The 25,631-nt window shown below is 36.6% G+C and carries 22 protein-coding genes, 1 tRNA gene and 1 riboswitch; of the genes, 7 read left to right on the plus strand and 16 right to left on the minus strand.

Translation table 11 applies throughout. The features are described 5' to 3' along the window. Positions 1–61: 61 nt before the first annotated feature. The 8 genes from N3I35_09040 to N3I35_09075 form a co-directional block, all read right to left on the minus strand. Complete coding sequence (locus N3I35_09040) at positions 62–568, minus strand: gamma carbonic anhydrase family protein (protein ID MCX8130229.1); 507 nt, start codon at positions 566–568, stop codon at positions 62–64. A 42-nt stretch (positions 569–610) separates the two neighbouring features. Then, entirely contained in the window at positions 611–1,957 is a 1,347-nt protein-coding gene (scfB, locus tag N3I35_09045; GenBank protein MCX8130230.1) for a thioether cross-link-forming SCIFF peptide maturase, read from the minus strand. Positions 1,958–2,089: 132 nt separating this feature from the next. Further along, on the minus strand, positions 2,090–2,230 hold the full coding sequence (gene scfA, locus N3I35_09050; GenBank protein MCX8130231.1) for a six-cysteine ranthipeptide SCIFF: 141 nt from the start codon (positions 2,228–2,230) through the stop codon (positions 2,090–2,092). A gap of 121 nt (positions 2,231–2,351) precedes the next feature. Next, the gene (locus N3I35_09055) at positions 2,352–2,795 is read right to left on the minus strand and encodes a TIGR04086 family membrane protein (GenBank protein ID MCX8130232.1); all 444 of its coding nucleotides are present in this window, start codon (positions 2,793–2,795) and stop codon (positions 2,352–2,354) included. A gap of 254 nt (positions 2,796–3,049) precedes the next feature. After that, positions 3,050–3,322, minus strand: coding sequence for a preprotein translocase subunit YajC (yajC, locus tag N3I35_09060; protein MCX8130233.1), 273 nt, complete (start codon positions 3,320–3,322; stop codon positions 3,050–3,052). A gap of 280 nt (positions 3,323–3,602) precedes the next feature. Next, positions 3,603–4,721, minus strand: coding sequence for a tRNA guanosine(34) transglycosylase Tgt (gene tgt, locus N3I35_09065; protein MCX8130234.1), 1,119 nt, complete (start codon positions 4,719–4,721; stop codon positions 3,603–3,605). A gap of 42 nt (positions 4,722–4,763) precedes the next feature. Then, positions 4,764–5,789: a tRNA preQ1(34) S-adenosylmethionine ribosyltransferase-isomerase QueA gene (gene queA / locus N3I35_09070; protein MCX8130235.1), complete on the minus strand. Its 1,026-nt coding sequence runs from the start codon at positions 5,787–5,789 to the stop codon at positions 4,764–4,766. A 476-nt stretch (positions 5,790–6,265) separates the two neighbouring features. After that, positions 6,266–7,933 carry a SpoIID/LytB domain-containing protein gene (locus tag N3I35_09075; protein ID MCX8130236.1) on the minus strand — a complete coding sequence of 556 codons (1,668 nt, stop codon included), beginning with the start codon at positions 7,931–7,933 and terminating at the stop codon, positions 6,266–6,268. 354 nt (positions 7,934–8,287) lie between these two features. After that, positions 8,288–8,465: riboswitch (Lysine riboswitch) on the plus strand. Between the two features lie 120 nt (positions 8,466–8,585). Between N3I35_09075 and dapA the strand changes: the two genes are divergently transcribed. The 3 genes from dapA (at position 8,586) to N3I35_09090 (ending at position 10,896) form a co-directional block, all read left to right on the plus strand. After that, positions 8,586–9,464, plus strand: a complete 879-nt coding sequence (gene dapA / locus N3I35_09080) for a 4-hydroxy-tetrahydrodipicolinate synthase (GenBank protein ID MCX8130237.1) — start codon at positions 8,586–8,588, stop codon at positions 9,462–9,464. Between the two features lie 107 nt (positions 9,465–9,571). Further along, positions 9,572–10,330 carry a 4-hydroxy-tetrahydrodipicolinate reductase gene (gene dapB, locus N3I35_09085; GenBank protein ID MCX8130238.1) on the plus strand — a complete coding sequence of 253 codons (759 nt, stop codon included), beginning with the start codon at positions 9,572–9,574 and terminating at the stop codon, positions 10,328–10,330. Positions 10,331–10,422: 92 nt separating this feature from the next. Then, positions 10,423–10,896, plus strand: a complete 474-nt coding sequence (locus N3I35_09090; protein ID MCX8130239.1) for an ACT domain-containing protein — start codon at positions 10,423–10,425, stop codon at positions 10,894–10,896. Between the two features lie 62 nt (positions 10,897–10,958). On the opposite strand, the gene N3I35_09095 is transcribed toward N3I35_09090, so the two are convergent. Next, the gene (locus tag N3I35_09095) at positions 10,959–11,810 is read right to left on the minus strand and encodes a DUF624 domain-containing protein (protein MCX8130240.1); all 852 of its coding nucleotides are present in this window, start codon (positions 11,808–11,810) and stop codon (positions 10,959–10,961) included. A 257-nt stretch (positions 11,811–12,067) separates the two neighbouring features. Between N3I35_09095 and N3I35_09100 the strand changes: the two genes are divergently transcribed. After that, a tRNA-Leu gene (locus N3I35_09100) sits at positions 12,068–12,150 on the plus strand. A 188-nt stretch (positions 12,151–12,338) separates the two neighbouring features. Here N3I35_09100 and N3I35_09105 read toward each other — a convergent pair. The 3 genes from N3I35_09105 to N3I35_09115 all read right to left on the minus strand — a co-directional run bounded on the left by N3I35_09105 (position 12,339) and on the right by N3I35_09115 (position 15,167). Next, positions 12,339–12,611, minus strand: coding sequence for a DUF3795 domain-containing protein (locus N3I35_09105; GenBank protein MCX8130241.1), 273 nt, complete (start codon positions 12,609–12,611; stop codon positions 12,339–12,341). 356 nt (positions 12,612–12,967) lie between these two features. Further along, a complete protein-coding gene (locus N3I35_09110; protein MCX8130242.1) occupies positions 12,968–14,359 on the minus strand; it encodes an MATE family efflux transporter in 1,392 nt (463 codons plus the stop codon). Between the two features lie 22 nt (positions 14,360–14,381). Then, a complete protein-coding gene (locus N3I35_09115) occupies positions 14,382–15,167 on the minus strand; it encodes an HTH domain-containing protein (GenBank protein ID MCX8130243.1) in 786 nt (261 codons plus the stop codon). A 290-nt stretch (positions 15,168–15,457) separates the two neighbouring features. Between N3I35_09115 and N3I35_09120 the strand changes: the two genes are divergently transcribed. From N3I35_09120 to N3I35_09130, 3 genes are all read left to right on the plus strand, one after another. Beyond that, positions 15,458–16,390, plus strand: a complete 933-nt coding sequence (locus N3I35_09120) for a phosphodiester glycosidase family protein (protein ID MCX8130244.1) — start codon at positions 15,458–15,460, stop codon at positions 16,388–16,390. A 480-nt stretch (positions 16,391–16,870) separates the two neighbouring features. Beyond that, the gene (locus N3I35_09125; protein MCX8130245.1) at positions 16,871–18,670 is read left to right on the plus strand and encodes an ABC transporter ATP-binding protein/permease; all 1,800 of its coding nucleotides are present in this window, start codon (positions 16,871–16,873) and stop codon (positions 18,668–18,670) included. Positions 18,671–18,716: 46 nt separating this feature from the next. Beyond that, complete coding sequence (locus N3I35_09130) at positions 18,717–20,558, plus strand: ABC transporter ATP-binding protein/permease (protein MCX8130246.1); 1,842 nt, start codon at positions 18,717–18,719, stop codon at positions 20,556–20,558. 48 nt (positions 20,559–20,606) lie between these two features. Here N3I35_09130 and N3I35_09135 read toward each other — a convergent pair whose 3' ends face one another. The 4 genes from N3I35_09135 to N3I35_09150 are packed head-to-tail and all read right to left on the minus strand — an operon-like array spanning position 20,607 to position 25,571. Further along, on the minus strand, positions 20,607–21,251 hold the full coding sequence (locus N3I35_09135; protein ID MCX8130247.1) for an SIS domain-containing protein: 645 nt from the start codon (positions 21,249–21,251) through the stop codon (positions 20,607–20,609). 51 nt (positions 21,252–21,302) lie between these two features. Further along, positions 21,303–22,592 carry an HAD-IIIA family hydrolase gene (locus N3I35_09140; GenBank protein ID MCX8130248.1) on the minus strand — a complete coding sequence of 430 codons (1,290 nt, stop codon included), beginning with the start codon at positions 22,590–22,592 and terminating at the stop codon, positions 21,303–21,305. Between the two features lie 56 nt (positions 22,593–22,648). Beyond that, entirely contained in the window at positions 22,649–24,079 is a 1,431-nt protein-coding gene (locus N3I35_09145; protein ID MCX8130249.1) for a glycogen synthase, read from the minus strand. A 37-nt stretch (positions 24,080–24,116) separates the two neighbouring features. Continuing rightward, complete coding sequence (locus N3I35_09150) at positions 24,117–25,571, minus strand: glycogen synthase (GenBank protein MCX8130250.1); 1,455 nt, start codon at positions 25,569–25,571, stop codon at positions 24,117–24,119. Positions 25,572–25,631 lie beyond the last annotated feature (60 nt).

Here is a 25,631-nt window from a genome sequence, read left to right on the forward strand (position 1 = left end):
CAAATTCTTTTTTTGCTTATTACAATATTGTTAGCAGTAAAAAGATTTTTATAGAAAAATATTACGGGTTCTTATACTCATCAGCCAGTCTTACATATTCCTCCGAACTGTTTTTTATTTTTTTGATCTCTTCCTCTGTGAGCGTGCGTTTCACTCTTGCCGGGCTTCCCATAACCAAAGAGCAGTCAGGAATTTCCATCCTGGGTGTGACAACAGCACCTGCACTTATCAGGCAATTATTTCCCACCCTTGCTTTGTCCAATATAATTGCTCCTATACCTATCAAGCTTTCATTGCCGATAACGCAACTATGGAGAACAGAGCCATGGCCTATCGTAACATTATCCCCGATTTTTATACAGGTATTCTTTATGCAGTGAAGAGTACTATTATCCTGGATATTTGTATTCTCACCAATACTGATGGCTGCGGTATCTCCCCTTATAACCGTGTTATACCATACACTTGAGTATTTCCCTATAACTACTTGTCCGATAACAAAGCTGCCAGGTGCTATAAAACATGTATCATGAATCTTTGGGGAATGTTCTTTATAATTATATATCATAACTACTCCTTGCTCACTAATAAATAAGCACAGAAATTTCTGCTATAGCTCCTGTGCTTTAATCCACAGGGCGCATTCCACCCTTTTTTTCTCAAGCTCGCAGCCTACCTTATAGGGTATATCGATATCGTTATTGAACTGGTATGCATTGGCCGCACATCCTCCGCTGCAGTAAAATTTCGCCCAGCATTCTTTGCATTCTTCCTTTGTATAAATGTTTGATTTTTTGAATCTATCCTGGATTTTGATATCAATAATTCCCTCATTGACATTACCCATTTTAAAATCATCCATCCCTACAAACTGATGACATGGATATACATCACCTTCAGGAGTGATGGCTATATATTCATGACCCGATCCACAGCCACTAAGTCTTTTTGTAACACATGGTCCCTGGCTTAAGTCGATCATAAAATGAAAAAAGTTAAAGCCTTTGCCCTGCTTTTCCCTATCTACATATTCCTTAGCCAGTTTTTCATATTCGTTGAATAGTAAAGGCAAATCCTCTTCCCTAAGGTCAAATCCCGAATCCTTTGCTGCAACCACCGGCTCAACCGACACTTGTTTAAAGCCTTCATCTGCAAGGTGAAGAACATCGCTGGAAAAATCAAGGTTTTCCCTCGTAAATGTTCCTCTCACGTAGTAATTATCCTGGTTTCTTGACTCGGCCATATCCTTTATCTTTGGTAAAATAGTACTGTACGAACCTGAGCCGTCTACTCTGTATCGCATATTATCATTGGTTTTTTCCCGTCCATCAAGGCTCAAGACAACATTTCCCATGTTTTCATTTATATACTTCTTATTTTCTTCATTTAATAACAGTGCATTAGTTGTTATTGTAAATCTGAAATTTTTGCTATATTCCTGCTCTTTACTTCTTGCATATGTAACTATTTCTTTTACGGTTTCAAAGTTCATTAATGGCTCTCCGCCAAAAAAATCTATCTCCAGATTTCTTCTGTTGCCTGATTTTCTGATAAGCAAATCAATTGCTTTTTTACCTGTTTCAGGGCTCATAACCGTTCTCTGACCCCCAAAATCTCCTGTGGATGCAAAACAGTATTTGCATCTGAGGTTACAGTCATGTGATACATGCAAACACAAAGCTTTTACTACTGCTTTTTTGTTTACCAAAGGCAGTATGTCCTTGTACTCATCTGATGAATATAGCTGTCCTTCTTTTACCAGCTCATTTATTTCAGACAATGCTTCTTTTATCTGAAGACTGTTATACTTTTCAGAAAGTATGTCAACAATTTCTTCGAAGTTATATTGCTTGTAATAATCAAGAACATCATAAGAAATGTCGTCAAATATATGTACAGCTCCGCTATTTACATCAGCAACAATGTTTGTTCCATACATTTTGAATTTATGTATCATTCTAATCCCCCAACACTATATTATTAATGAAGTGTTTCAGATCTTCATCGCTAAAAAAGTGGAAAGTGAGTAATAATTACATTCACTTTCCACTTTAATTATGTACATTTGTAATATTTATAGCTTAAATCATTATTTCTTTTCACAGCTCTGATTTGCTACAGTACATGATGTTTTGCATGCAGACTGGCATGAAGTTTGACATTCTCCGCATCCGCTGTTGTGCATACTGTCTTTTAATGTTGTTCCATTTATTGTCTTAATATGTTTCATTGTTCTTCCTCCCATACATTTTTGCAGAATATGAATTATAGTTTTATAGCATAACAAATTATAGCATATAGCAACTTAATTGAAAAGAATTTTTGTCAAATTTATTATAATTTACACCGCTTCAACGTCTTCCACCCCTACTTCTGACACGTGAATTTGCTTTTATATTTATCCCGACTATGCCGCCTATAGACCCGGCCAGAATTCCGATAGCAGTCATTGATATCACACTCCTGTTAATGCTTATATCTCTTAAGATAATACTGCTCAGAAAGTATAATACTAATACATATATAAAGCCGACAATTGCACCATTCAACCAGCCTTTGCTTCCCACATTCCTGCTGGAAACCATACCGGCTATCAGTATACTCATTACTGTAATTATGATTACTACGGTTGTAATATACTTATCCGGGAAATCGGTATAAGACAATATCAAAGAAAACAAGAAAAAAGTAGGCAAAGTAAAAGCATAGGCAATAACTAAACCCTTAATTATTGACATCATATCCATTCTGTTTTTTATAGAATTAGTCAGTCCCTGATTTGCCTGCTTATCCATAAACAACACCCCCATGTTAACTACAATTTATACACGATATAGATTTCCTGACTCCATAGTGTTGAATGAAGTATGATTTTATCGGTATTTGAAATCTTATCGCTTCATGCTATAGTATAAGTCTATTTGGAGTGTAATTAAGTTAGAACTAAATGATTCAAGGCTTCACATGATTTTTACCGCATTCATATACAAGGCCTATAAAAATAAAAGCTCTGTAAGTATTTATTCTTACAAAGCACTTTATCCTTTTATTAAGCTTCAACCAATTTTTCTACTTCCTTGATTGCCCATCTTTTTACTTTTATCTTAGTTTTTTCAATACCTGACTCGATTGTTATCTCATCATCTTTAATGTTTATTACCTTTCCCATGATACCTCCTATAGTAGTGATGTTTTCCCCTACCTTAAGGGCATCAAGCATTTCCCTGGTTTTCTTTTCTCTTCTTCTCTGTGGAAGAATAAGAATCACATACATTATACCAAACATCAGTACAAGTGGCAGAAAAGTAATTAGTTGTTCCATAAAAAACCTCCTTCATATATTTTCTTATTCCTATATTAAATTAACTCGTTGCGATAATACTAAAATTTTATGTATGGAACATATGCAAAGAGGTTATAAAGACTATATATCCAAGCTAGGATACGGCAAATCAATGTCTGAACGGAGTGAGTCTGATTTGCCCCGAGCTGAATTTAGCAGTGTCTTATACTCACAGCACCAGTTCAAGGAATAAAATTTATCTTTCGCAACACGTTAAGTTAACTCATATCAACAAGTTAATTTAGACACTATATTACCATTATTTATAACCGAATGCACTAAAAAATTCATTTCTGAAGTCTGCAAGCCTGTCATCAGCTATTGCCTGTCTGACCTTTTTCATAAGATTCAGAAGGAACCTCAGGTTATGCCAGGTAGTAAGCCTTATTCCCAATACTTCATTAGCTTTTATCAAATGCCTTATATAGGCTCTTGAAAAGTTTCTGCATGCATAACAGTCACATTCCGGATCCATTTGAGAGTAATCTCTTGCATATTTTGCATCTCTCACTATCAATCTTCCCCTGCTTGTCATTACAGTTCCATTTCTTCCTATTCTTGTCGGAAGGACACAATCAAACATATCTATACCTCGTATAGCGCCTTCTACAAGATAATCAGGACTCCCGACTCCCATAAGGTATCTTGGTCTGTCTTTGGGCAACAGCGGGACAGTCACATCCAGCATCTCATACATTTCTTCTGCAGGTTCGCCTACACTGAGTCCTCCAATAGCATATCCCGGAAAATCCAATTCAAGCAGTTCGTTTGCACTTTGAACTCTCAAATCCTTATATGTTCCACCCTGTACAATTCCGAACAAAGCCTGTTTTTCAGTATTTTTATGAGCATCCTTACATCTTTTTGCCCACCGGGTAGTCCTTTCAAGAGATTTCTTTGCATAATTATATTCACACGGATACGGTATGCATTCATCAAATGCCATAATTATATCGGCACCAAGGTCATTTTCAATTTCTATAGCTTTTTCCGGGGAAATAAAGTGTTTTGAACCATCTATGTGAGATTTGAATGTAACCCCTTCTTCTTTAATACTTCTTAATCCTCCAAGGCTGAATACCTGAAAACCCCCACTGTCAGTCAAAATCGGCCTGTCCCAATTCATAAACCCATGAAGTCCTCCTGCATCCTTCACTATATCACTACCGGGACGCATATATAAATGATATGTATTGCTTAGTATTATTTGAGCTTCAATATTTTCCAGTTCATCAGGAGACATGCCTTTTACAGAAGCCTGAGTACCTACAGGCATAAATGCAGGAGTATCGAAATATCCGTGAGGAGTATGTACACGGCCAAGTCTGGCACCTGTTTGCTTGCATGTTTTGATTAATTCGTATCTTACGGCAGACATATTTTTTCCTTTCTTGTTAAGTTGTGATTAATATCCTTCTATTTATCTTATCAGCATTGCATCTCCGAAACTAAAAAACCTGTACTTCTCTTTTATTGCCAAGTTATAGGCATTTAATACATTTTCTTTTCCTGCAAATGCACTTACAAGCATTATCAGAGTTGATTCCGGCAGATGAAAATTGGTTATCATGCCGTCAATTATCTTGAATTTATAGCCGGGGTAAATAAAAATATCTGTCCATCCGCTTTTAGGATACAGATTTCCTTCTTCCGTACCTGCCGTTTCAAGGACACGGCAGCTTGTCGTCCCTACAGCTATTACCCTTTTCCCATTTTCTTTTGCCTTATTTATTTTCATGCATGCTTCTTCGTTTATATTAAAAAATTCGGAATGCATTTTATGCTCCAAAACATTTTCAACCTTTACAGGCCTGAAAGTACCTAAACCCACATGAAGAGTTACATATGCAATACTTATTCCCCTGTTCTCAAGATCTTCGAGAAGTTCCGTGGTAAAATGCAGACCTGCAGTAGGTGCTGCTGCAGAACCCTTGTATTTGGAGTACACGGTCTGATAACGTTCTGTATCCTCAAGTCGCTTTGTTATATATGGAGGTAATGGCATTATGCCAACCATGTCCAAGATCTGTTCAAAAACACCGTCATATTCGAATCTCGCCAATCTATTTCCTTCATCAACAATGTCAATTATTTCAGCTTTAAGAAGTCCGTTTCCGAATACAAACCTACTGCCGGGTTTTGCTCTCCTCCCAGGCTTAAGGATTACTTCCCAAATATCTCCGTTTACTTTTTTTAAAAGGACAAACTCAATTTTCCCTCCCGAGCCTTCCTTTTCACCAAGAAGTCTTGCAGGAATTACCCTGGTATCATTTAATACAAGGCAATCCCCTTTTTTCATATACCCGGTTATGTCTTTAAAAAATCTGTGTTCTATCTGTCCCGAATATCTATCCATGACCATTAGCCTTGACATTTTTCTGTCTTTGATAGGCTCCTGAGCTATCAATTCTTCCGGTAAATCATAATTAAACTCATTTACATTCATAATTTATACACCTTTAGAGCTTCAATACCTTTATATTCGTTTAAATAATACATTAAATATCATTTTTTTACAAGGCATCAGCAATGTAAATTTCAATTTATTTCAGGAAACTATGAACTAAACAACATTTCAAATTACAATGAGGCTATCGAAGCATTCGATAAGGCAATTGAGCTTGACTCTGCAAACACCAGCGCACTTGAGGGAAAAGCATATTCTCTGAGAAGTAATTGCTCATATAAAGAGGCTTAAGAACTTTATATCAAACTCCTGGAAAAAGATCTAAAAGACTATTATTTATACATTAAGCTTGAAGAAAGCAGTAGAACTGGATAAAAGCTTCGCAGCAAAAGCTAAAAAGGAAGATGCCTTCTCCAGTATCCGTAAAACAAAAGCATTTACTACTATAATAAAATAATTCAGTATAAAAAATCAGCTATCTCATATGAGATAGCTGATTTTTTTATAAGCAACTTTCACTCTACAGTTACATCTTTATAGTAATACTTAAGTATCTGCTCATATGTGAAACCTGCCTTAGCCATTCCCTTTGCACCCTCCTGACTCATTCCCACACCATGTCCCCAACCCTTTCCTGTAAAAGTGTAGTTAACAGGAACAGCCTGAACGGTTTTTTTGACGCCATCTTTGCCTATAATAAGAATGTTCCCTTTTACTGCTGTAGCCTTAACTCCATTTGCAGTCATTACCTTCCTGTTTCCAGCCTGTATTGTCCTTTTAGTGTTATTCAGGGCTTTTACAGTGACATCTGCATCGGAAGTCATAGTATACATATTGCTGCTTAGCCCAAAAGCGGTTCTAAATGTCTCCCTAGGGTAAGTATAATTATCTTTTGTTCCTTTTACTTCAAGCTCAAGTATCCTTTTAGCAGCAGTAAGCTTGTTTATGCTTATGCCTGTAACATCCCCAACATCCCTGCTCTTTGATTTTTTAGTAGTTTCTGCAATTTTTGCTGCAGTTATAGTCTTTGTCCAGTAATAATGTGAAGATGTATCAGGTTCATATTTATCCTCTACACTTTTTAAATAAGGGTATTCCGTACCCCATACATTTTCTACGTCTTCTGTCCATCCTCCGCTTGAAGCAAAAAACACAGTAGTCGCGGGCCTTCCGTTATATTTTACTATCTTGCCTTTTGTTTCATCCACAGCTTTATTTGCAGCAGCTTTCTCTGCGTCATATCCGCCTTTCCCCTCGCTCTGATCCCCATACATCTGACAGTGTGTTTTTGGACATAAATCAAAATTCCATTTACTATGCCCCCCAATACGTGTCAATGCATATGTCCTTGCTACCACAGCTTGAGCTTTTAGTGCCTCTGACGGTGAATATGATTCTATTTCTTCAGGTACTACCCCATATACATATTGTTCAAAAGGTACAATATTTATAAGTGTCATATCACTACCTGAAAGTCTTCTTATCTCCAGATCCCCTCTGTATCTTAATCCGTTCACCCTAAATATTTCTCCTGATGTACCTGCTTTCGGATGCAATTGTAACTTATTCACCGAATTTGCAAAAACCATCAATACATTTCCTGATTTTGATTCTATAACGACCCTGTAGTTATCCGGCTGAACCACACTGCATGTTCCAGTACCGGTTACTGTTTCAACAGCTGCTATTCCAGTCTGAGCAGATATCTGATCCGGGTAAAAGCCTGTCCATACCTGCCATGCATCAATAAATACCGGATATGCAGTAATTCCTGCCTGTTTAAGTATTTCTACCTGTTGACTTGCAGAAATATAATCCGGGTATACACCACCTGCCTGAATATGAAAAGGCCCTATTTTTTCACCTGCAGAAGTTGTTGAAGAAGCAGGGTTATACTCTGTCAGCTTACCGGAATTGTTCAGATAGTAGCTGTCTTTTCTGATTGCCAGCTCCTCATTGACTTGCTGATCATATATAACATTGAAATTATTGTCCTTGTAGTATCCAATCTGAAGTCCCCCTTCAGCACTGACAATAAAACTGCTTAATGCTGTGCCCTCGTAAAAGAGTCCTACCCTTACCTTTTCAGGTATTGTTATGGTAGCGGCGTATAGGCCCATGCCAGAAAGCATGATTATTACAACCAGAACCAGTGCTAATGCTATCTTTACGTACCTGATCATTTTGACCTCCGTTTATCATATGTAAAATAAATAGTGACTCTAAATAATCTGTTTTCGTTTGTTAATATGACACCTTATATAATATTTCGACGAAATACTATGCTTTCCTTTCGTTTTTTTCTTTTTTAATATTTTTGTAACATATGTTCTAGGCACTATCCTGAATCAACCTTTCCAGCATTAATGTATCGATAAACCTGTCCTCCATAAACCGACTCAAGCCCACGATCGGCGTACAATTTTCATTTATAAACAAAATATTTGACACATATTACCCGAAGTGTTATTATTATAAAAACATATAATTCCATATGAAATTAAGAGAACTTTTTTATAGTTTGATAAATATAATAGTAATACGATAGAGGTGCGTTTTTCAAAAGTACATGTGCAGAAAATGATGGGATTTAGCGAAGCATATGAAAAGGGAAAGACGCCGAAGGGGATATATTCCCATAAATATATCCCCTGGTTCTACAGTAAATAGCTGTATAACTGTCATCAAATACCTTGATGGAGCGCTATCTGTTCATTTTACAAAGCATTATGTCAGTTTTGTATTGAACTGTTGGTACTTCATACCAACAGTTTTTTTAGTTTATTTATTTATCATATGGAAAAATAACTATATCAAAATGAGAGGATGTTTAAAATGAGAAAACCTATCTTTACAGGTTCTTGTGTAGCTGTTGTCACTCCTTTTACCGATGATGGCATTGATTTTAGCAAACTTGAAGAACTTATAGAGTTTCAGATCAAGGAAGGTACTGATGCAATCGTAATATGCGGAACTACAGGTGAAGCTTCAACCATGCCGGACGAAGAGCATAAATCAGCTATAAAGTTTGCAGTAGACAAGGTGAATAAAAGAATCCCTGTAATTGCCGGTACAGGCAGCAACGATACCCGTCATGCTATTGAACTCAGCAAATATGCAGAAGAAGTCGGTTCGGATGCTATTCTTACTGTAACACCTTACTATAATAAAACTACACAAAAGGGTTTGTATGAGCATTTTAAAGTTATAGCAAACAGTATAAAAATACCTGCAATATTATATAATGTTCCTTCAAGAACAAATCTGAATATAAGTCCCGAAACGATAAAGGCACTGTCAGAAATAGAAAATATTGTTGCTATAAAAGAATGCAATTTTTCTCAGGTAGGAGATATTATTAATCTGTGCGGTGACAACTTCGCCATATATTCAGGTGAAGATGGTGCTGTCGTACCCTTCCTGTCCATGGGAGGAAAGGGAGTAATTTCGGTCATGGCAAATATTATACCGAAGGATACACATGATATGGTAGTAAAATATCTTAGCGGTGATATTGAAGGCAGCCGGAAACTCCAGCTCAAGACCCTAGATCTGATAAAAGCATTATTTATTGAAGTCAGTCCTGTTCCGGTTAAGACCGCTATGAATCTAATGGGAATGAATGTTGGAAAATACCGTATGCCTCTGGTGGATATGAGTGAGAAAAACCTTGAAATACTGAAAGCAGAATTGAAAAACTACGGACTTATCTAGTCCTGTTTGCAGCTAAAAGTTTAGTGTTTCGAATATGTATATAAATTACACTTTTTACCTAAATACTAAACAAACACATTAAACTAAAAGAAGGAAGTGAATATCAAATGATAAATGTATTAATGAGCGGATGCAATGGAAAGATGGGTCAGGTTATTACCAGGCTGGCCTCAGAAGATAATGAACTCAAGATAGCGGCAGGATATGATATTAGTAATACTATCAGTAATCCATATCCAGTATTCACTAATATAAGCAGTTGTGATGTAAATGTAGATGTAATCATAGATTTTTCTAACCCCGCAGCCTTTGAAAGTCTCCTGGAATTTGCCTTATCAAAAAAAATACCTTTAGTCATGGCAACAACAGGTCTTTCTCAAAGCAATATAAAAATGCTTGAATCTGCTTCCAAACAGATTCCAGTATTCTTTTCCGCCAACATGTCACTGGGAGTAAACTTGCTTATAGATCTTGTAAAAAAGGCGGCAAGAATTCTGGAAAGTAATTTTGATATAGAAATAATAGAAAAACATCATAATCAGAAAGTAGATGCTCCAAGTGGCACTGCTCTTGCAATAGCAGATGCAATCAACACTGTTCTGGAACAAAAGCATGAGTATATGTACGACAGGCATTCCCGTAGGAAAAAGAGAAGTAAAACTGAAATAGGAATACATGCAGTTCGGGGTGGAACAATAGTAGGAGATCACTCTGTGATATTCGCCGGCAATGATGAAATAATAGAAATCAACCATACGGCTACGTCTAAGGAAATTTTTGCAGTAGGAGCTCTGAGAGCGGCAAAGTTCCTGTTTGATAAAAAACCGGGAATATACGATATGGCCAGCCTTATAGGCAAAGATTAAAGAAGAATACAGAATTAGTTCGTCCAGCAGCTTAAGCCTAGTCTGTCAAAGCATCTGAGATATTTTTTGAATTGAAAGGAATGATGGTTAATATGTCTAAAAATCCTGTAACTGATATTTCTGTTACATATAATGTAGCTTTGGTTACTGTAGATAATCTTCCAAACAACCTGAAGATTATTTCAGATATTTTCAACTCTATAGCCGAGCAAAAAATAAGTATCGATATGATTAGCCAGGCTCCTCCCTATAGAGGAGTAATAAATATTTCCTTCAGTATTTCAGCCGATGACCTGGTAAAAACTTTAAGCATTTTAAATAGCTTTAAAAAAGTAGTTCCCAATCTTAATATCGAAGTAGACTCAGACAATACCAAGCTGTCAGTATATGGAGAATCAATGAAAAATTTACCCGGAGTAGCAGCAGCACTTTTTACAATTCTTGCTTCAAACGGAATTGAGATAAAGCTGGTTACTACCTCTGAAGTTGATATATCATATCTTATTTATGAAAAAGATGTAGACAGAGCTATTGAGGCAATAAAAAACAAATATGACATAACATAAAAGAAACCGCTTAAGCGGTTTCTTTTATGTTTAAATGTATCAAGGCTAACTATTAAAGCTTTTCATTCCTGAACTACTGCATTTTTACCTGTATTTTCAGCTTTATCAATCATATACTTTTTCAACTTAGGGTATACAAAGAAATTTGTAATAAGTCCAATTAAACTCATTGTGATTAATGGAAACAGTATAATACCTATTGGAGGATATATAAGGAACGTAATACCCAGAATTAAAGCACATATCACCAAAATACCCAGATTAGGCAGAAAGCCGATCAATGCAAATATCAAAGCATTCTTATATATCTGCTTAATACTCAACTTAAATGTAACCATCATTGGGTAAATATACATATGCATCATTATATAGGTTATGAACGCTAAGATTAAAAAGCCGCTGGCAAGTGTAAAGAATATGTTGCCATTGTCCTTTCCCATTGTAATGTATATATTTATGTCCAGACCGATAACCAGTATAATAAACAGATCAATTATTGACACTATTAACCCCTGTTTCATATTCTTCAATGTATTTTCTTTAAAATCCCACCAAATAAAAGCATGCTCTTCGCGGGCATAGTTTCTGAGCACATAAGTAAACCCAGCTTGTGCCGGCCCTATTGTTATTAATGGAATACATAAGAAAATTGAGCCAAAGGCAAACTTCAGCACAAAGTCGATAAAAATACTGTCTGACAACATCTTTCTAAAATAGAAACTGTTAACTATGTAAATCATTGTAATTATAGCCGGAATATTAAACAAGCAAAAGAGAAGATTCAATCTCATTAAATTCCAGAATTTCCGCCCTAAAATTTCGAAAAACACTTTTATCCTTGGTTTTGGTGGCCCATCCTTTGGAACGCCAGGCCCATGTTTTGTGTAATCAAAAAGTCCAAAAAAACCTGCCATTTTATCTTTCCCCTTTATAGTATAGTAAAAACTTTGCTGAATAGCAGCAAGCATGTTTAGTAACTAACACATTAATTACTATCAACAATTCATTACTGCATGTGCTGTATGCTATGTCCATTTTACCAATTACTTCTCCTTTATTCAATACAATTTATTACCATAAGAAGTTTCCGAATTTTTTATACTAAAAAGTATTGACACAATGACCAGATGCTAGTATAATTGATTTTGCTGATTGAACACAAATTGAATACGCGAGGATGGCGGAACTGGCAGACGCGCACGTTTGAGGGGCGTGTGGGAGACCGTGTGGGTTCAAGTCCCACTCTTCGCACCAAATAGAATCTTTCGAAAAGGAAGATTCTTTTTTTTTGCCTAGGAAGTGATGTATATGGAAAATTACTGGTGGCAGGATTATGATAATTATCAATAAAACTTAAATGGTGCATGGCAAAATCCCCAATGCACCATCAAATATAACAAATATCTTTTCCTGGCTTCCTCAGTTCTAAACCCTGGCTTGGTTTAGTATTGCACTCCTTCTTTCGCCCACTTTTTGCACATTTCAATCCTTGCCCCATTATCGCCATGCTCCTCGTGATAGGAGTATTCGTAAAGCTGCTTGCATGGCATTTCTGCACACTGACCGCAATGACTGTGACCTTTGTTCTGACAACATACAGCTACAGGACACTCCCCATGAAAAGGATGTCCGTTTGTTTCCACACAACCGCCACAATTACATGGTTCCTTATAAGAGCATTCACTGCATAATAGACCACATCTTGATTCCACCATAGTAAACCACCTTTTTTGCTTTATTCTATCACACTAAACAAGACACCTATATGTCATGTTCATAATTCATAATAATTTTTTTGCCTTGTCCTTTTATTTCATCAACCAAATCAATGAGAGCACCGACTCCTGCGGTTCAACCATACTATTCTTTGGAGTTTGCAAGCTGTCCACGCACTTTTATCAAGCTTATAGCCATCAGCTATGAAAATTCCTCCATCACCCCCTGGTGTTTCTTTCTAATGATAAAAAAAGCCCTCAAGCTAATTCTTGAGGGTAATTCATAAAATTGAAGCTAACTTTCTTATAATAAATTAACTTCGTTACAAGAGGGAAACATTACTATATGAATTAAGTTAATTAATTTGACTTACAAGATTGTTTACCCATTTTCCAGAGAACATCCTTCTTAATCCGAACACAAGTCTGACCACCTCTTCCAGTGAAAGCAGCAGATAAACCCAGTGTACCGGCAGGTCTAAAACAAATGCAGCTATCAGTCCTGATGGGACTCCAACTATCCATGTGGCAGTTGATTCCATTGCAAACACATATTTGCTGTCTCCTCCACTTGAAAGTATACCTCCCGCTATAATCATGTTCGATACCTTAACCCATAAGAAGAATGAGAATACTATAAGCAAGTATTGAGCATATACTTCCGCTTCTGAAGAGATATTATAAACTTTTATGTAAAACCTTGAAATCAAAATCACTATAGCACCTGATACGGCAGCAAATGTAATACCGAGCTTTACAATCTTTTTTGCATAAACAATTGCTTTATCCTCTTCGTTTGCTCCTATAGCATTCCCTATAATTACTCCGGCTGCGCATGAAAGGCCCGAGAGTACTCCTACTGCCAATCCCTGGATTGGAAAAGTAATAGCCATAGCTGTGTATTCACTAGTTCCTATTCTTCCATATATAAGGTTATACATTGTTTCTCCAAAAACCCATAACATTTCTGTAAGTAATATCGGGTATGTGGTTTTTACGAAACTGTTTACCAGGGATTTTGACATCCCGCGCATATTTTTGATAGAAACTGCCCCAGGCAGTTTTAATATGTATATTGAAGAAATAATTATTATTAACTCGATGATACGCGAAATTGTTGTTGCAACAGCTGCTCCTTCTATGCCAAGCTCCGGGAAACCGAATTTACCGAATATGAAAACATAATTCAAAATAACATTACATACCACTGCTGCCATACTTGCCGCCATCGGGATCTTGACATGCGCCGTAGATCTTAATATTGATGAATATACAATTGTCAGTGTAGTAGGTATATAACTGTAAGCAACTATCCTCAAAAACTTGACTCCATTAGATATTACTTCTGGATCGGTAGTAAATATACCTACACATGCTTTGGGAGCAAGTATTGCAGCCAGTACGAAAACTACCGTTAATACGCCGCCTACCGATAAACCAAGGCCTAGCAATTGTCCTATCTTTTCCTTATCTTTTTTACCCCAGAACTGTGCTGTGTATATTCCTATTCCTGAAGCCAAACCACTCAATATAACTGTAAGTATGGTTATTACCCTGTTGCTTATACCAACGGCAGCAATTGATGATTCACCAAGCTGGCCTACCATTATCTGATCGGTCATATTAAGGGTCATCATTATTATACTTTGAAGAGCGATAGGTATGGAAATCTTCAATATATGCTTATTCATTTCACTGTTTTGTACTTTGTCCAGTCTTTGTCCGTTTTTACTTATTAACCCCATCATCTTGATTCTCCTTTATTACAAATTAAACATCACTTTCTCTTTCCACTATCGTGTTTAGTAATATATCTTTATCTACTATTTCACCCTTTCCCCTGTTTTTTAGTCGCAGCATATATACATCATGATGGATATGTTCTGAGACAATCCGCGTAAGAAGCCTGTTTTCAGTAAATATTCCAATATAATCACTTCTTTGCTCATTGCTGGAAATAAGTGATTTTTTATTATCAACAACAAGCATAAGTCTTTCATCTCCACATTTTTCATAACTATTCCCATGTGAATAAACTTCTACAGGCAAACCTTTTGTATCAAGTTCCGTAAAGCTGAAAACTATTGTTCTTACCCCTCTGGCATCTGCGTCCAGAATTTCCTTCTTAAATAACTCAAGATCAAATTCTGTGTTTATATATATTTCTGCTTCTGCATCTTCAATAAGTTCTTTAGTCTTTGTAATTATTTTGTCATAACCTTCAATATTCAGGAATCTGTTTTCTACAGGCTTTTTATCCATACTCTTAATTTTTTCTCTGACTTTATCTGCCGTTTTTACAAAATCCCTTTTTAGCTGTTCTATCAGAGTTTCCGGATCTTTAGGCTCATATTCGCTTGATTCTCCTGGGACAAGGTAAATACAGCCTCTTTGGTTTAGATTATCAAGAGCAGCATATACAGTAGATCTGGAAAGGTTTAGTATCTTAGCAATTTTGTAGCCGTTAGCTCTACCCTGGCTTACAAGAGTAATATATACCGCAGCTTCAGTCCTGGAAAAATTCAAGCCCATCAGCTCTTCAATCAAGTCTTCCATAATAGCCCCCTTTCTTAGTAGTACATTGTGTACTACTAACTATATATTATATTACTATCTCTTCTTTGTCAATACGATAATCATATTATCAGTAAAAAATCAGTTCTTTTTCAGCTATATTTCAGTTATAATTCATACTATTTTATCCCAAACCATTTAAAATCCATATTGAAATGCTAAAAAATTCCATGACTCAGTTCAATATAACCCGTTCTTAACAGTTCATAATTCTAGATATATGAAGACTGTTTAAGATAAACATAAAATTTAAAATAACGGAGGTAAATCTTATGAAAAAGTTTTTTTCGATATTATTGGTAATATCATTGTTGGTAGTCTCTAGTGTTGGCGTTTTTGCTTATGGCTCTTTTGATCAAACTATTTATAACTATTTGAATAATAGAGTTTATACTAATGAAGGTAAAACATATGACGTCAAAATTTTCAAATCAAATCCATCAACCCAATTTGCTACTCCAGTACTTTTACAGAATGGCTACAAGAGTTATTTGTCATCTATTAACCCGTCATCATCTTATACAACAGTTGCAAAAGTAAATGGTAATGTTATGCAAAGCTATGGTTCCTCTGGAACTTCTTTTTATGGATTAGGTTATGTTAATGGCGTACTTTATCAGGATGGTAAAAAGTTAAACAGTGCATCTGATGTTACAGGCCTACATTCACAATATTACCCTTGTTTTGTTGTAAAAAACAACGACACAGCAACTGTCAGATGGTTTTCAAATACAAGTGCCTTATCAACAGCACTACCGTATATTAAGTTTATGATGCCCTCAACTAATTGTTTGGTATATGATTCAAAATCGGTATTTGAAAGCACAGCTGTATATGATGAATACGATGGTGGACTTAGAATAGCGGACTGGAATAACTTAAGCAATCCTAATTACCATAACAATTATAATACAGCAGTAGACCATGGAACTTCCGCAAATACAAGAACATTTATAGGACATAAGAAAGATGGATCCTTTATTTTGGTAGTAGTAGATAGCACCGGTAATGGCATGAATTTCAAAGTCGGAGCACAACTAATGGTAGATTTGGAATGCGATTATGCCGTAAACCTTGACGGTTCTGACGCTTCGCAAATGAGAGTAGCCTCAGGATATACTAATGGCGCCACAGCTGGTAAAGTAACAACTAATGGAAGCAACTATACTTACTATGGTTCTGCATTCTGTATTTATAATAAATAACATTAGCTGTTTTTCAGCACTGTTTACATGTAAACAGTGCTGAAAATCTTTACTATAAAAATATTTGTCCTATTTGTTACAAATAAATTACAATTTTAAAAAAACGTTTACAAATCACATAAGTATGGATTATACTAACAAACGTGGAATAAAAATCTTCCATACTGTTTAATAAATTAATTAAAAGGAGGTCGCTATGATGAGAATTGTATATTTTAATTTTGTCAATGTTAAAATCAATCATGTAAATATTTCATTGCGACCTGTTATTAACGCTTTCTAGCAGTATAGGAAACTCAAACATACTTTCGCTGATAGTGCCACAGGTTGTAAAGCCTGTGGCTTTTTTGTTGTCTTTTATACTTAGCACATCATTTAATGTCTCAGGCTGGTTCCAAAAACTATAATTTTACTTCTGATGATACTTTAGCTTCGTTGCTATTTAGTTTCAGCATTTGTTACATTTAAGGAGGTCGGAATATGAGGAATTTCAAACAACTTCTAAACTTTTTAAAGGGCAACAGACTGATATATTTCGCGGCAGTACTGTCCATATGTCTTTCTTCCCTGTTTTCTACAACAATACCTGTTGTAATAAGATTTATTATTGACTCGGTTATCGGTACTGAACCAATAGACCTCCCCGCATGGGCCAGGGCTATTGTTGATTTCTCCGGAGGTAAGAGTTATTTGGTCAGACACCTTTGGATTTGTGGAGCAGTAATCGTACTGCTTACAGCACTTCACGGATTTTTTCTCTTCCTGAAAGGGCGTTTGGCTGCAATGTCATCAGAGAATTCAGGAAAAATGCTGAGAGAAAAACTTTATAACCATATTATGCATCTTCCTTACGATTTCCATGTGAAAAATCATGCCGGGGATTTGATACAACGTTGTACATCTGATGTTGAAACCGTTCAGAATTTTATTTCCTCGCAGTTTGTGGAAATCGGTCAGTCTGTGACGTCATTCAGCCTGGTGTTTGTTTTTATGCTTTCCATTGATCCTTTATATTCTCTGGTATCTATAGTGCTTGTTCCTTTTATACTTCTTGCAACTGTAATATTTTTCAGAAGTATGAAAAAAGTATTCAAGCTTACAGATGAGTCTGAAGGCAGAATGACATCTACGCTTCAGGAATCCCTGACAGGCGTCAGAGTAGTAAAGGCTTTTGGAGCACAAAATTTTGAAACTGACAAATTTGATGAAAAAAATGTGGAATATAGAGATTACATAAAGAAGATACTATACCTTATGTCAAATTTCTGGTCATCTACAGATTTTCTTTGCCTTACACAGCTCCTGGTAGTCATTATTTCGGGTGTATACTGGACAAATACCGGAAGAATTACACTGGGGACACTCGTAGCTTTTATCAGTTATGCCGGTATGCTGATATGGCCTGTAAGACAGTTAGGTCAGGTTTTAGCCTTTATGGGTCAGACTTTTGTGTCATTGAACAGGATACAGGAAATACTCGATCATCCTGAGGAAGAAACCCTCGAAAGTGATTTAAGACCCGAAATAAAAGGTGATATTGAGTTTACCGGTTTATCTTTTGGCTATGATGAAAAAAACCTCATACTCAAAGATCTGTCTTTCAAAATCCAGAGAGGTCAGACTGTTGCGGTACTGGGTGCTACCGGTTCAGGTAAAAGCTCCATAGTGCATCTGTTAACAAGGCTATATGACTATAAGAAAGGTTCAATAAAAATAGATGGAACCGAATTGAGCAATATCGACAGAAAATGGCTTAGAAAAAATGTCGGAATAGTATTACAGGAACCGTTTCTTTTTTCAAAATCAATTAAAGAAAACATAAGATTTGGAAAAACAAATGCAACTGATGATGAAATTCATACCTCCTCCTCTATCGCAGCTATACATGAGGCAATACAACACTTTGACAACGGTTATGATACCATTGTCGGTGAAAGAGGTGTAACCTTATCAGGAGGACAGAGACAAAGAATCGCCATAGCCAGAGCTGTAATACGCGATGTACCGATCCTTATCTTTGATGATTCCTTAAGCGCCGTGGATATGGAAACAGATGCATTTATACGAAAAGCACTGAAAAAAAGAAGCCGCCACACCACCACCATTATCATTTCACACCGTATCACCACGCTGGCAGAAGCTGATATCATCCTGGTGCTGGAAAATGGCCAAATTAAGCAAAAAGGCACGCATAACGAGCTTATTGCAAAGAATGGCTTATATAGGAGAGTATGGGAGCTTCAAAGTTCCCTGGAAAATGAACTTGAAAACATAGTATAAAAACCACTGTTATTATTTGGAAACTTACTAATTGGAGGTGTAATGTATGGAATTTCTGGAAGAACAAGAGTATAAAAAGCAGCTTGACCTAAGTCTTTGGAAAAAATTAATGAAATTTGTCGTACCATATAAGAAACATTTTGTAATACTGATAATACAAATGATCCTAATAGCAGGAGTGGATGCCATATTTCCTATTCTGAACAAGCTGGCTATTGATAAATTTGTCATTCCTGGTTCTTTTAAAGGATTTTTACCGTTTTGTATTTTATTGTTTGTCTTGATTACAGCCCAGGCCGTGAATGTAAAATTTATGATCAAGGTAGCTGGGCATATTGAAACAGGAATTCCATATGATATAAGAAAAGCCGGTTTTGAAAAATTACAGCGGCTTCCCCTTTCCTACTATGACAAAACCCCGGTAGGATGGCTTATGGCAAGAATGACCTCGGATGTAAAAAGACTGGGTACTACATTATCATGGAATCTTGTAGACATGTCATGGGCAATGACTCTTATGTTTCTTATGGCTGTACTCATGCTGATCCTAAACTTGAAACTGGCTCTTCTGGTATTGGCAACCATACCTGCCCTTATCATAGTAAGTCTGGTTTTTCAACGACTGATCCTTAAGAATTATAGAAAAGTGCGAAAAGTGAACTCACATATAACAAGCTCTTTTAATGAAGGAATTATGGGAGCCAAAACAATTAAAACACTGGTAAGGGAAAAAGAGAGCTTAAATGAATTCAAAGAGTTAACTTTAGAAATGAGAAAGTACTCCGTCAGGTCTGCAGTTATGTCTTCTTTTTACACTCCATTGGTAATACTGCTTGGAAGCATAGGAACAGCCGCAATCATCTGGCGGGGCGGTAATGACGTAGCAGCCTTCGGTTCAATATCTTACGGAACATTAGTAGCTTTTCTTTCATATGCGACACAATTTTTTGAGCCTGTAAAACAATTTGCAAGAATTTTCAGTGAAATACAATATGCTCAAGCTTCAGCCGAGCGCATAATGACACTTATTGAAACAGAAGTTGATATAAAGGATTCGGATAAAGTTATCAGTAAATATGGAAACTACAAAAACCCTGAAATGCAAAAATGGCCTGAATTGAAAGGTGAAATAGAGTTTAGGGATGTATGCTTTTCCTATAACAAAGAAGAAAAAATACTCGAAAAATTCAATCTCAGTGTTAAGCCAGGCGAAACAATAGCAATTGTCGGTGAAACAGGTTCAGGCAAAACTACTATAGTTAACCTCGCCTGCCGGTTTTATGAACCTACAGGCGGCAGTATTCTTATAGATGGAATTGATTATAGGGAGAAGCCTCTTTTATGGCTATACTCCAATCTCGGTTACGTATTACAGGAGCCACATCTTTTTAGTGGTACCGTCCGCGAAAATATTGCTTATACAAGAACCGATGCGTCAATGGATGAAATTATGAATGCTGCAAAACTCGTAAACGCACATGATTTCATCACCCGTCTGGAAAATGGCTATGATACCGATGTAGGAGAGAGAGGAAGTAAGCTGTCTACAGGCCAAAAACAGTTGATTTCTTTTGCCCGTGCAATACTTGCAAACCCGAAAATATTTGTTCTTGATGAGGCTACTTCTTCTGTTGATACAGAGACAGAACACCTTATAAAAGATGCCATTCAAAACATATTAAAGGGCCGCACAAGCTTTATTATTGCCCACAGGCTCTCAACAGTAAAGTCAGCTGACAGAATTCTGGTAATTGAAAAAGGCAATATTATTGAAGACGGGACACACAAAGATCTTCTGCGCAGGAAAGGTTATTACTACAAGCTGTATACCAACCAGTTCATAGAGGAACAGGAAAACAGTGTTTTCAGTGATGAAAAAGCAGGATAAAAATACAGAGGCGGAAACCCGCCTCTGTATTTTTATTATTAAGTAAAATTATTGGGGTGTTGTACTGACAGGCATTTCACACGAACATTCTTTATAAGCTGCAGCTTCATCCTGAGATGTATTGCATCTTTCAAGGAATTCTTTAATTATTTTCATCATAAGATGGTCAAGAATCATGTGAATATCCTCTACCTTCTGCATATCATTAACCGGAACCAGTATATGGTGTTTGGTGCTTTCCTTCAGCTTACCCCCGTTAAAGCCCAGTAAAGCTACAGTATCTGCACCTACCGAATTGGCGTATTCTATAGCCTGCACTACGTTTTCAGAATTTCCGCTTCCGGAGATTCCGAAAACCAAGTCCCTGGGAGTCAGATAGTTTTCCAACTGAAACTTGAATATGCTGTCATAGCTGATATCATTTGCAACAGCCATCATCGTGGATACATTATCATTTAGGCATATAAATTTAAATCTTTTTGACAGATTTCCGCTTACTCCTTTATTAAAATCATTTACAAAGTGTGAAGCTGTAGATGCACTTCCGCCATTTCCGAAAATATAAATCATACCGCCTTTTGCATATACTTCTATTAGTTTGTTAATAATAAAATTAATACTATTTCTATCCAATTTTTGTAATATGTCCTTCAACTCATCAAAATATGCTTCTATTTCATTTATAAAATTCATTTTAGCAACTCCTTATATATATAATTATGATTTTTAATATGTATGGTTGTTTCATGTATTAATTATTTTTTTTACAGCTTCCAGCAGATTTTCCGCATACGCTTCCGGTACAACATCAAACTTCTTATCCTTTCCACCCTCACCTCTTGATAGTAGTATGGTCTTCAAGCCTGCATTTTTCCCTGTCTTTATATCAACAGTTGTATCTCCTATCAGATATGATTCTGAAAGATCGATATTGTATCTTAATGCTGCTTTCTCTATCATTCCTATAGCCGGTTTTCTGCAAGTACACACAATCTTATAGTCCTTATTTTCCCCGGGATATCCTTTATCAGGATGATGTGGACAATAAAGAATATCATCTACATATACCCTGTGCTCTCCCAGATTCGTCTCAAGTTTTTTATGTATGTTTTCCAACCCCTCAACAGTACACATGTTTCTTGCCACAACCGGCTGATTGGTTACAACAATACTTAAATATTCAGAACTGTTAAGCATATTAAGTGCAGGATAAACATCATCATATATTTTCAACTGCTCAGGCTCTGATAATAATCCTACATATTTATTAATGGTACCATCTCTGTCGAGAAAAACAGCCTTTTGCTTTCCTGCCAGATTCCTTTTTGCAGCAACACCTTTCTTAACATGTTCCTGCACAAGCTTATATCTCTCGGGAGTTCCCATATCTTTTATATACTCGCTGGTCTTATATCCACAAATTCTCCCTTCTATTGCTCTTGCTATAATATTTTTTTCAAGGTCCTGGGCCATGTTTTCCTGGACATAGTCCAGTATTCCCCTGCTAAAAACAAAAACTCCGGCATTTATACAGTTGTTGTAATAAAAATCTCTTTTTTCACTTTTACCGATTATTCCTTCTACCATGCCTGCGGCAGTCATTTTTATCACATCACTGTCGTAAGGATGGTCATTGGGATGAACTGCAAGGGATGCCAGACACCCCATTTTCCTGTGAAAACTGATAAACCTTTCAAAGTCAATATCAAATATCACATCTCCATAAGAAAGAACAAAGTCATCTGTAAGTACATCCTTTAAATAATACAATGCTCCTGCTGTACCAAGCGGCTGTTGTTCCTCATAGTAGGTAATGTTCACCCCAAACCCTTTTCCGTCTCCAAAATATTCCTTTATTTTATGCCCCAAGTGACCTATGACAAGTATTATTTCAGTGATGCCTGCACGTTTGTAGTTCTCAACCTGGTATTCCAATACAGGTTTACCGCATATATTTATCAGAGGCTTGGGGATTTCCTCCGTAAGACTGCCAAGTCTTGTCCCCTTGCCTCCGGCTAAAATGACCGCTTTCATTATCTACCACCTCCTGTAACTGCCCAGTGCTTAACAAATTTTCAATTCTATAGTTTTTACTTCTTCAAAGTCTCTTTATATACATCTATATATTGCCCTACATACTTGTCCCAACCATGGTCCTGAGCCATTCCATTCTTAACAATCTTATTCCACTCTTCTTTGCGATGATATAGCTTTATAGCCTTGCGTATGGTATACAGCATCACCTTTGCATTGTAATATCTGAAAGTAAAGCCGTTTCCCACTCCTGTTTCTTCATCATAATCCTGTATGCTGTCGCTTAACCCTCCTGTTTTTCTTACTATAGGCACAGTCCCATATCTCAGTGCTATTAACTGACCTATTCCGCATGGTTCAAACCTTGATGGCATAAGGAACATATCTGCACCCGCATAAGCCTTGTAAGCAAGATCATCATTGTAAAGAGTGAAGGAAAACTTATCAGGATACTTTTGTTGAGCCTTCCTGCAGTATTCCTCATAAATCTCATGCCCATCTGAAACAATAACAAACTGGATATCGCTTTTCATCAAATCATCCATAGCATTTCTTACAAGATCAAGTCCCTTTTCAGGTATAAGCCTGGAGAAAAGGGAAATAACGGGTACATCTTCTCTCACGGGCAGATTCAGCAGCTTTTGCAATTCCCTTTTGTTAGTATGTTTTCCTTTCGGGTCTTCCAGACTATAATTGGCAAAAAGCCTTGTATCTGTGGCTGGATTATTAATCTTCATATCCAGTCCGCACAAAACACCGTATAAATCCTGTTGACGCTTGCATATCTCTTCATGAAGCGTTGCTCCGCCCTCTTCAGTAGCTATCTCTTTTGCATATGTAGGACTTACTGTCGTAATAACGTCAGTATGTAATATACCTGCCTTCATGAAGCTTACCTGTTCATAATAATCTATACCGCGCCTAAGAAATGTTTCCTGATCCATATCCAAAAACTTACAATTTTCACCATCAAACACTCCCTGGTAACCAAGGTTATGTATTGTTAATATAGTCTTTATTTTTTCATACAATGGATGGTCATTGCACTTTGATTTAAGCAGCATGGGAATAAACGCAGTATGCCAATCCTGGCAATGGATTATATCTGGTTTAAATTCCAGTGACGGCAATGCTTCAACTATAGCCTTACACATAAATATAAAGCGTTCAGCTTCATCCGGATATCCGTATAAACTATCCCTTCCGAAGTAATGAGGCTGGTTCAGGAAATATACAGGTATATCCTCATACATAGAAGCTTCAATGCTGTACTGATAGAATTTATTTCCCATTTTAATCTCATTTGCTGCCTCATTAGTTATTTCTTCGGGATAAGGCCTGACAGGTTTATTAAATCTGGGAACTATGACTCTCACATCCCACCCTTGATTTCTTAGTCCCTTCGGAAGTGAGTAGTTAAAAACCCCCATCGATCCATTTGTAAACGGATATAGCTGGGTTGTTACAAATAATATTGATTTATTCATTGTGTACCTCCAGAAATTTCAATGTTTACTTCTACAGCTATTTACAATCCAATTTCCCATACAGATCGATATATTTCTCTGCCTGTCCTCCAATTCCGAAATCCAGCTGCATGCAATTCTTAACGATTTTTTCCCATTCATCCTTCCGCCCATATACCTTTAAAGCTCTTCTTACTGTATGGAGAAATATCTTGATAGCAGAAAACCTGTAAGAAAAGCCGGTACCCTTCCCTGTTTTTTCATCATAATCCGCAACCATATTTGAAAGTCCGCCTGTCTGGCGTACTACAGGGATTGTCCCGTATCTCATTGCAATCATTGCTTTTTCCCCCCATGGCTCACATATAGAAGGCATCATTAAGATATCCGCAGCTGCAAAAACTTTACATGCAATATCCTTATCATAAGGTAAAATAGAAAAGTTTTTTTCATAGTCCCCGGTTAATGACCGGAAAAATTCTTCATAGATCAGCTCCTCATCATCCTTACGCCCTTCTTCCTGCGGAAGCATCATTACTACCTGGGTATTGCCTTTAATAATATCCTCCAGAGTATACCTGATAATTTCTCCTCCCTTTTCGTCCTTCAGCTTTGAGTTCAGGAAGAGCAATGGTATACCTTCGTCGACATTAAAGCCCAATTCTTTCTGGACAGCTTTTTTGTTTTCCCGTTTGGCAGCAATATTTTCAATACCATAATTAACAGATAATCTATCATCCGATGCAGGATCATATTCTTTAAGGTCAATACCGTTTAAAATACCATATATCTTGCCTTGCCGGCTTTTTATAACATCTTCAAGAGTCCTCCCGAAAAATTCCGATTCTATCTCGGAAGCATAGCGTGGACTGACAGTTGTTACAGTATCTGAATAAATCAATCCGGCTTTTAAGAAATTTATCTGGTCATAATAATCAATTCCGTATTGAACCAAAGTCTGCCAGTTCATATCTAGAAACACGCAGTTGTCCTTGTCAAAGACTCCTTGATTTCCCAAGTCATTAAATGTCAATACAGTTTTTGTATTACGATATATATCTGAAGAATTGTATTTAACTTTCAACAGATATGGAATAAATGCAGTTGTCCAATCCTGACAATGAATTATGTCCGGCTTAAATCCGAGAAAAGGAATTGCTTCGGGTACAGCTCTGCTGAAGAATGCAAACCGTTCGGCATCATCGGCATAATCATATAATCTTTTCCTGTCAAAATAATCTGGTGCATCTATAAAATATATCGTTATCGAATCAAACAGCAGGCTTTTGATTTTATACACAACTTCTTTATCATTCATTTTTATTTTCATAACTGCAACTGTATCCATGTTATTTGAATATTTCTGAAGGATATTACTGTTTGCAGGCATTATAACTCTAATATCAACGCCTTTCCGTGAGATGTTCTTGACAAATTCCATGTTTATCGCACTGGAAGTAATATCACTCAAAGGGTACAGATGAGAAACGGCAACGAGAACTGCTTTATTCATTTTTACACCCCTTTTTCTGTCAACTCATAAAAATCAGCATGACGTACCTGGCAAATTAAT

The organism is Clostridia bacterium, assembly GCA_026414765.1.
Classification (GTDB): Bacteria; Bacillota; Clostridia; order Acetivibrionales; family DSM-27016; genus SKW86.

Excerpts from the sequence above, each read along its gene's own strand:
- N3I35_09040 (MCX8130229.1), bottom strand. The coding sequence starts at position 568 with ATGATATATAATTATAAAGAACATTCCCCAAAGATTCATGATACATGT.
- scfB (MCX8130230.1), bottom strand. The coding sequence starts at position 1,957 with ATGATACATAAATTCAAAATGTATGGAACAAACATTGTTGCTGATGTA.
- scfA (MCX8130231.1), bottom strand. The coding sequence starts at position 2,230 with ATGAAACATATTAAGACAATAAATGGAACAACATTAAAAGACAGTATG.
- N3I35_09055 (MCX8130232.1), bottom strand. The coding sequence starts at position 2,795 with ATGGATAAGCAGGCAAATCAGGGACTGACTAATTCTATAAAAAACAGA.
- yajC (MCX8130233.1), bottom strand. The coding sequence starts at position 3,322 with ATGGAACAACTAATTACTTTTCTGCCACTTGTACTGATGTTTGGTATA.
- tgt (MCX8130234.1), bottom strand. The coding sequence starts at position 4,721 with ATGTCTGCCGTAAGATACGAATTAATCAAAACATGCAAGCAAACAGGT.
- queA (MCX8130235.1), bottom strand. The coding sequence starts at position 5,789 with ATGAATGTAAATGAGTTTAATTATGATTTACCGGAAGAATTGATAGCT.
- N3I35_09075 (MCX8130236.1), bottom strand. The coding sequence starts at position 7,933 with ATGATCAGGTACGTAAAGATAGCATTAGCACTGGTTCTGGTTGTAATA.
- dapA (MCX8130237.1), top strand. The coding sequence starts at position 8,586 with ATGAGAAAACCTATCTTTACAGGTTCTTGTGTAGCTGTTGTCACTCCT.
- dapB (MCX8130238.1), top strand. The coding sequence starts at position 9,572 with ATGATAAATGTATTAATGAGCGGATGCAATGGAAAGATGGGTCAGGTT.
- N3I35_09090 (MCX8130239.1), top strand. The coding sequence starts at position 10,423 with ATGTCTAAAAATCCTGTAACTGATATTTCTGTTACATATAATGTAGCT.
- N3I35_09095 (MCX8130240.1), bottom strand. The coding sequence starts at position 11,810 with ATGGCAGGTTTTTTTGGACTTTTTGATTACACAAAACATGGGCCTGGC.
- N3I35_09105 (MCX8130241.1), bottom strand. The coding sequence starts at position 12,611 with ATGGTGGAATCAAGATGTGGTCTATTATGCAGTGAATGCTCTTATAAG.
- N3I35_09110 (MCX8130242.1), bottom strand. The coding sequence starts at position 14,359 with ATGATGGGGTTAATAAGTAAAAACGGACAAAGACTGGACAAAGTACAA.
- N3I35_09115 (MCX8130243.1), bottom strand. The coding sequence starts at position 15,167 with ATGGAAGACTTGATTGAAGAGCTGATGGGCTTGAATTTTTCCAGGACT.
- N3I35_09120 (MCX8130244.1), top strand. The coding sequence starts at position 15,458 with ATGAAAAAGTTTTTTTCGATATTATTGGTAATATCATTGTTGGTAGTC.
- N3I35_09125 (MCX8130245.1), top strand. The coding sequence starts at position 16,871 with ATGAGGAATTTCAAACAACTTCTAAACTTTTTAAAGGGCAACAGACTG.
- N3I35_09130 (MCX8130246.1), top strand. The coding sequence starts at position 18,717 with ATGGAATTTCTGGAAGAACAAGAGTATAAAAAGCAGCTTGACCTAAGT.
- N3I35_09135 (MCX8130247.1), bottom strand. The coding sequence starts at position 21,251 with ATGAATTTTATAAATGAAATAGAAGCATATTTTGATGAGTTGAAGGAC.
- N3I35_09140 (MCX8130248.1), bottom strand. The coding sequence starts at position 22,592 with ATGAAAGCGGTCATTTTAGCCGGAGGCAAGGGGACAAGACTTGGCAGT.
- N3I35_09145 (MCX8130249.1), bottom strand. The coding sequence starts at position 24,079 with ATGAATAAATCAATATTATTTGTAACAACCCAGCTATATCCGTTTACA.
- N3I35_09150 (MCX8130250.1), bottom strand. The coding sequence starts at position 25,571 with ATGAATAAAGCAGTTCTCGTTGCCGTTTCTCATCTGTACCCTTTGAGT.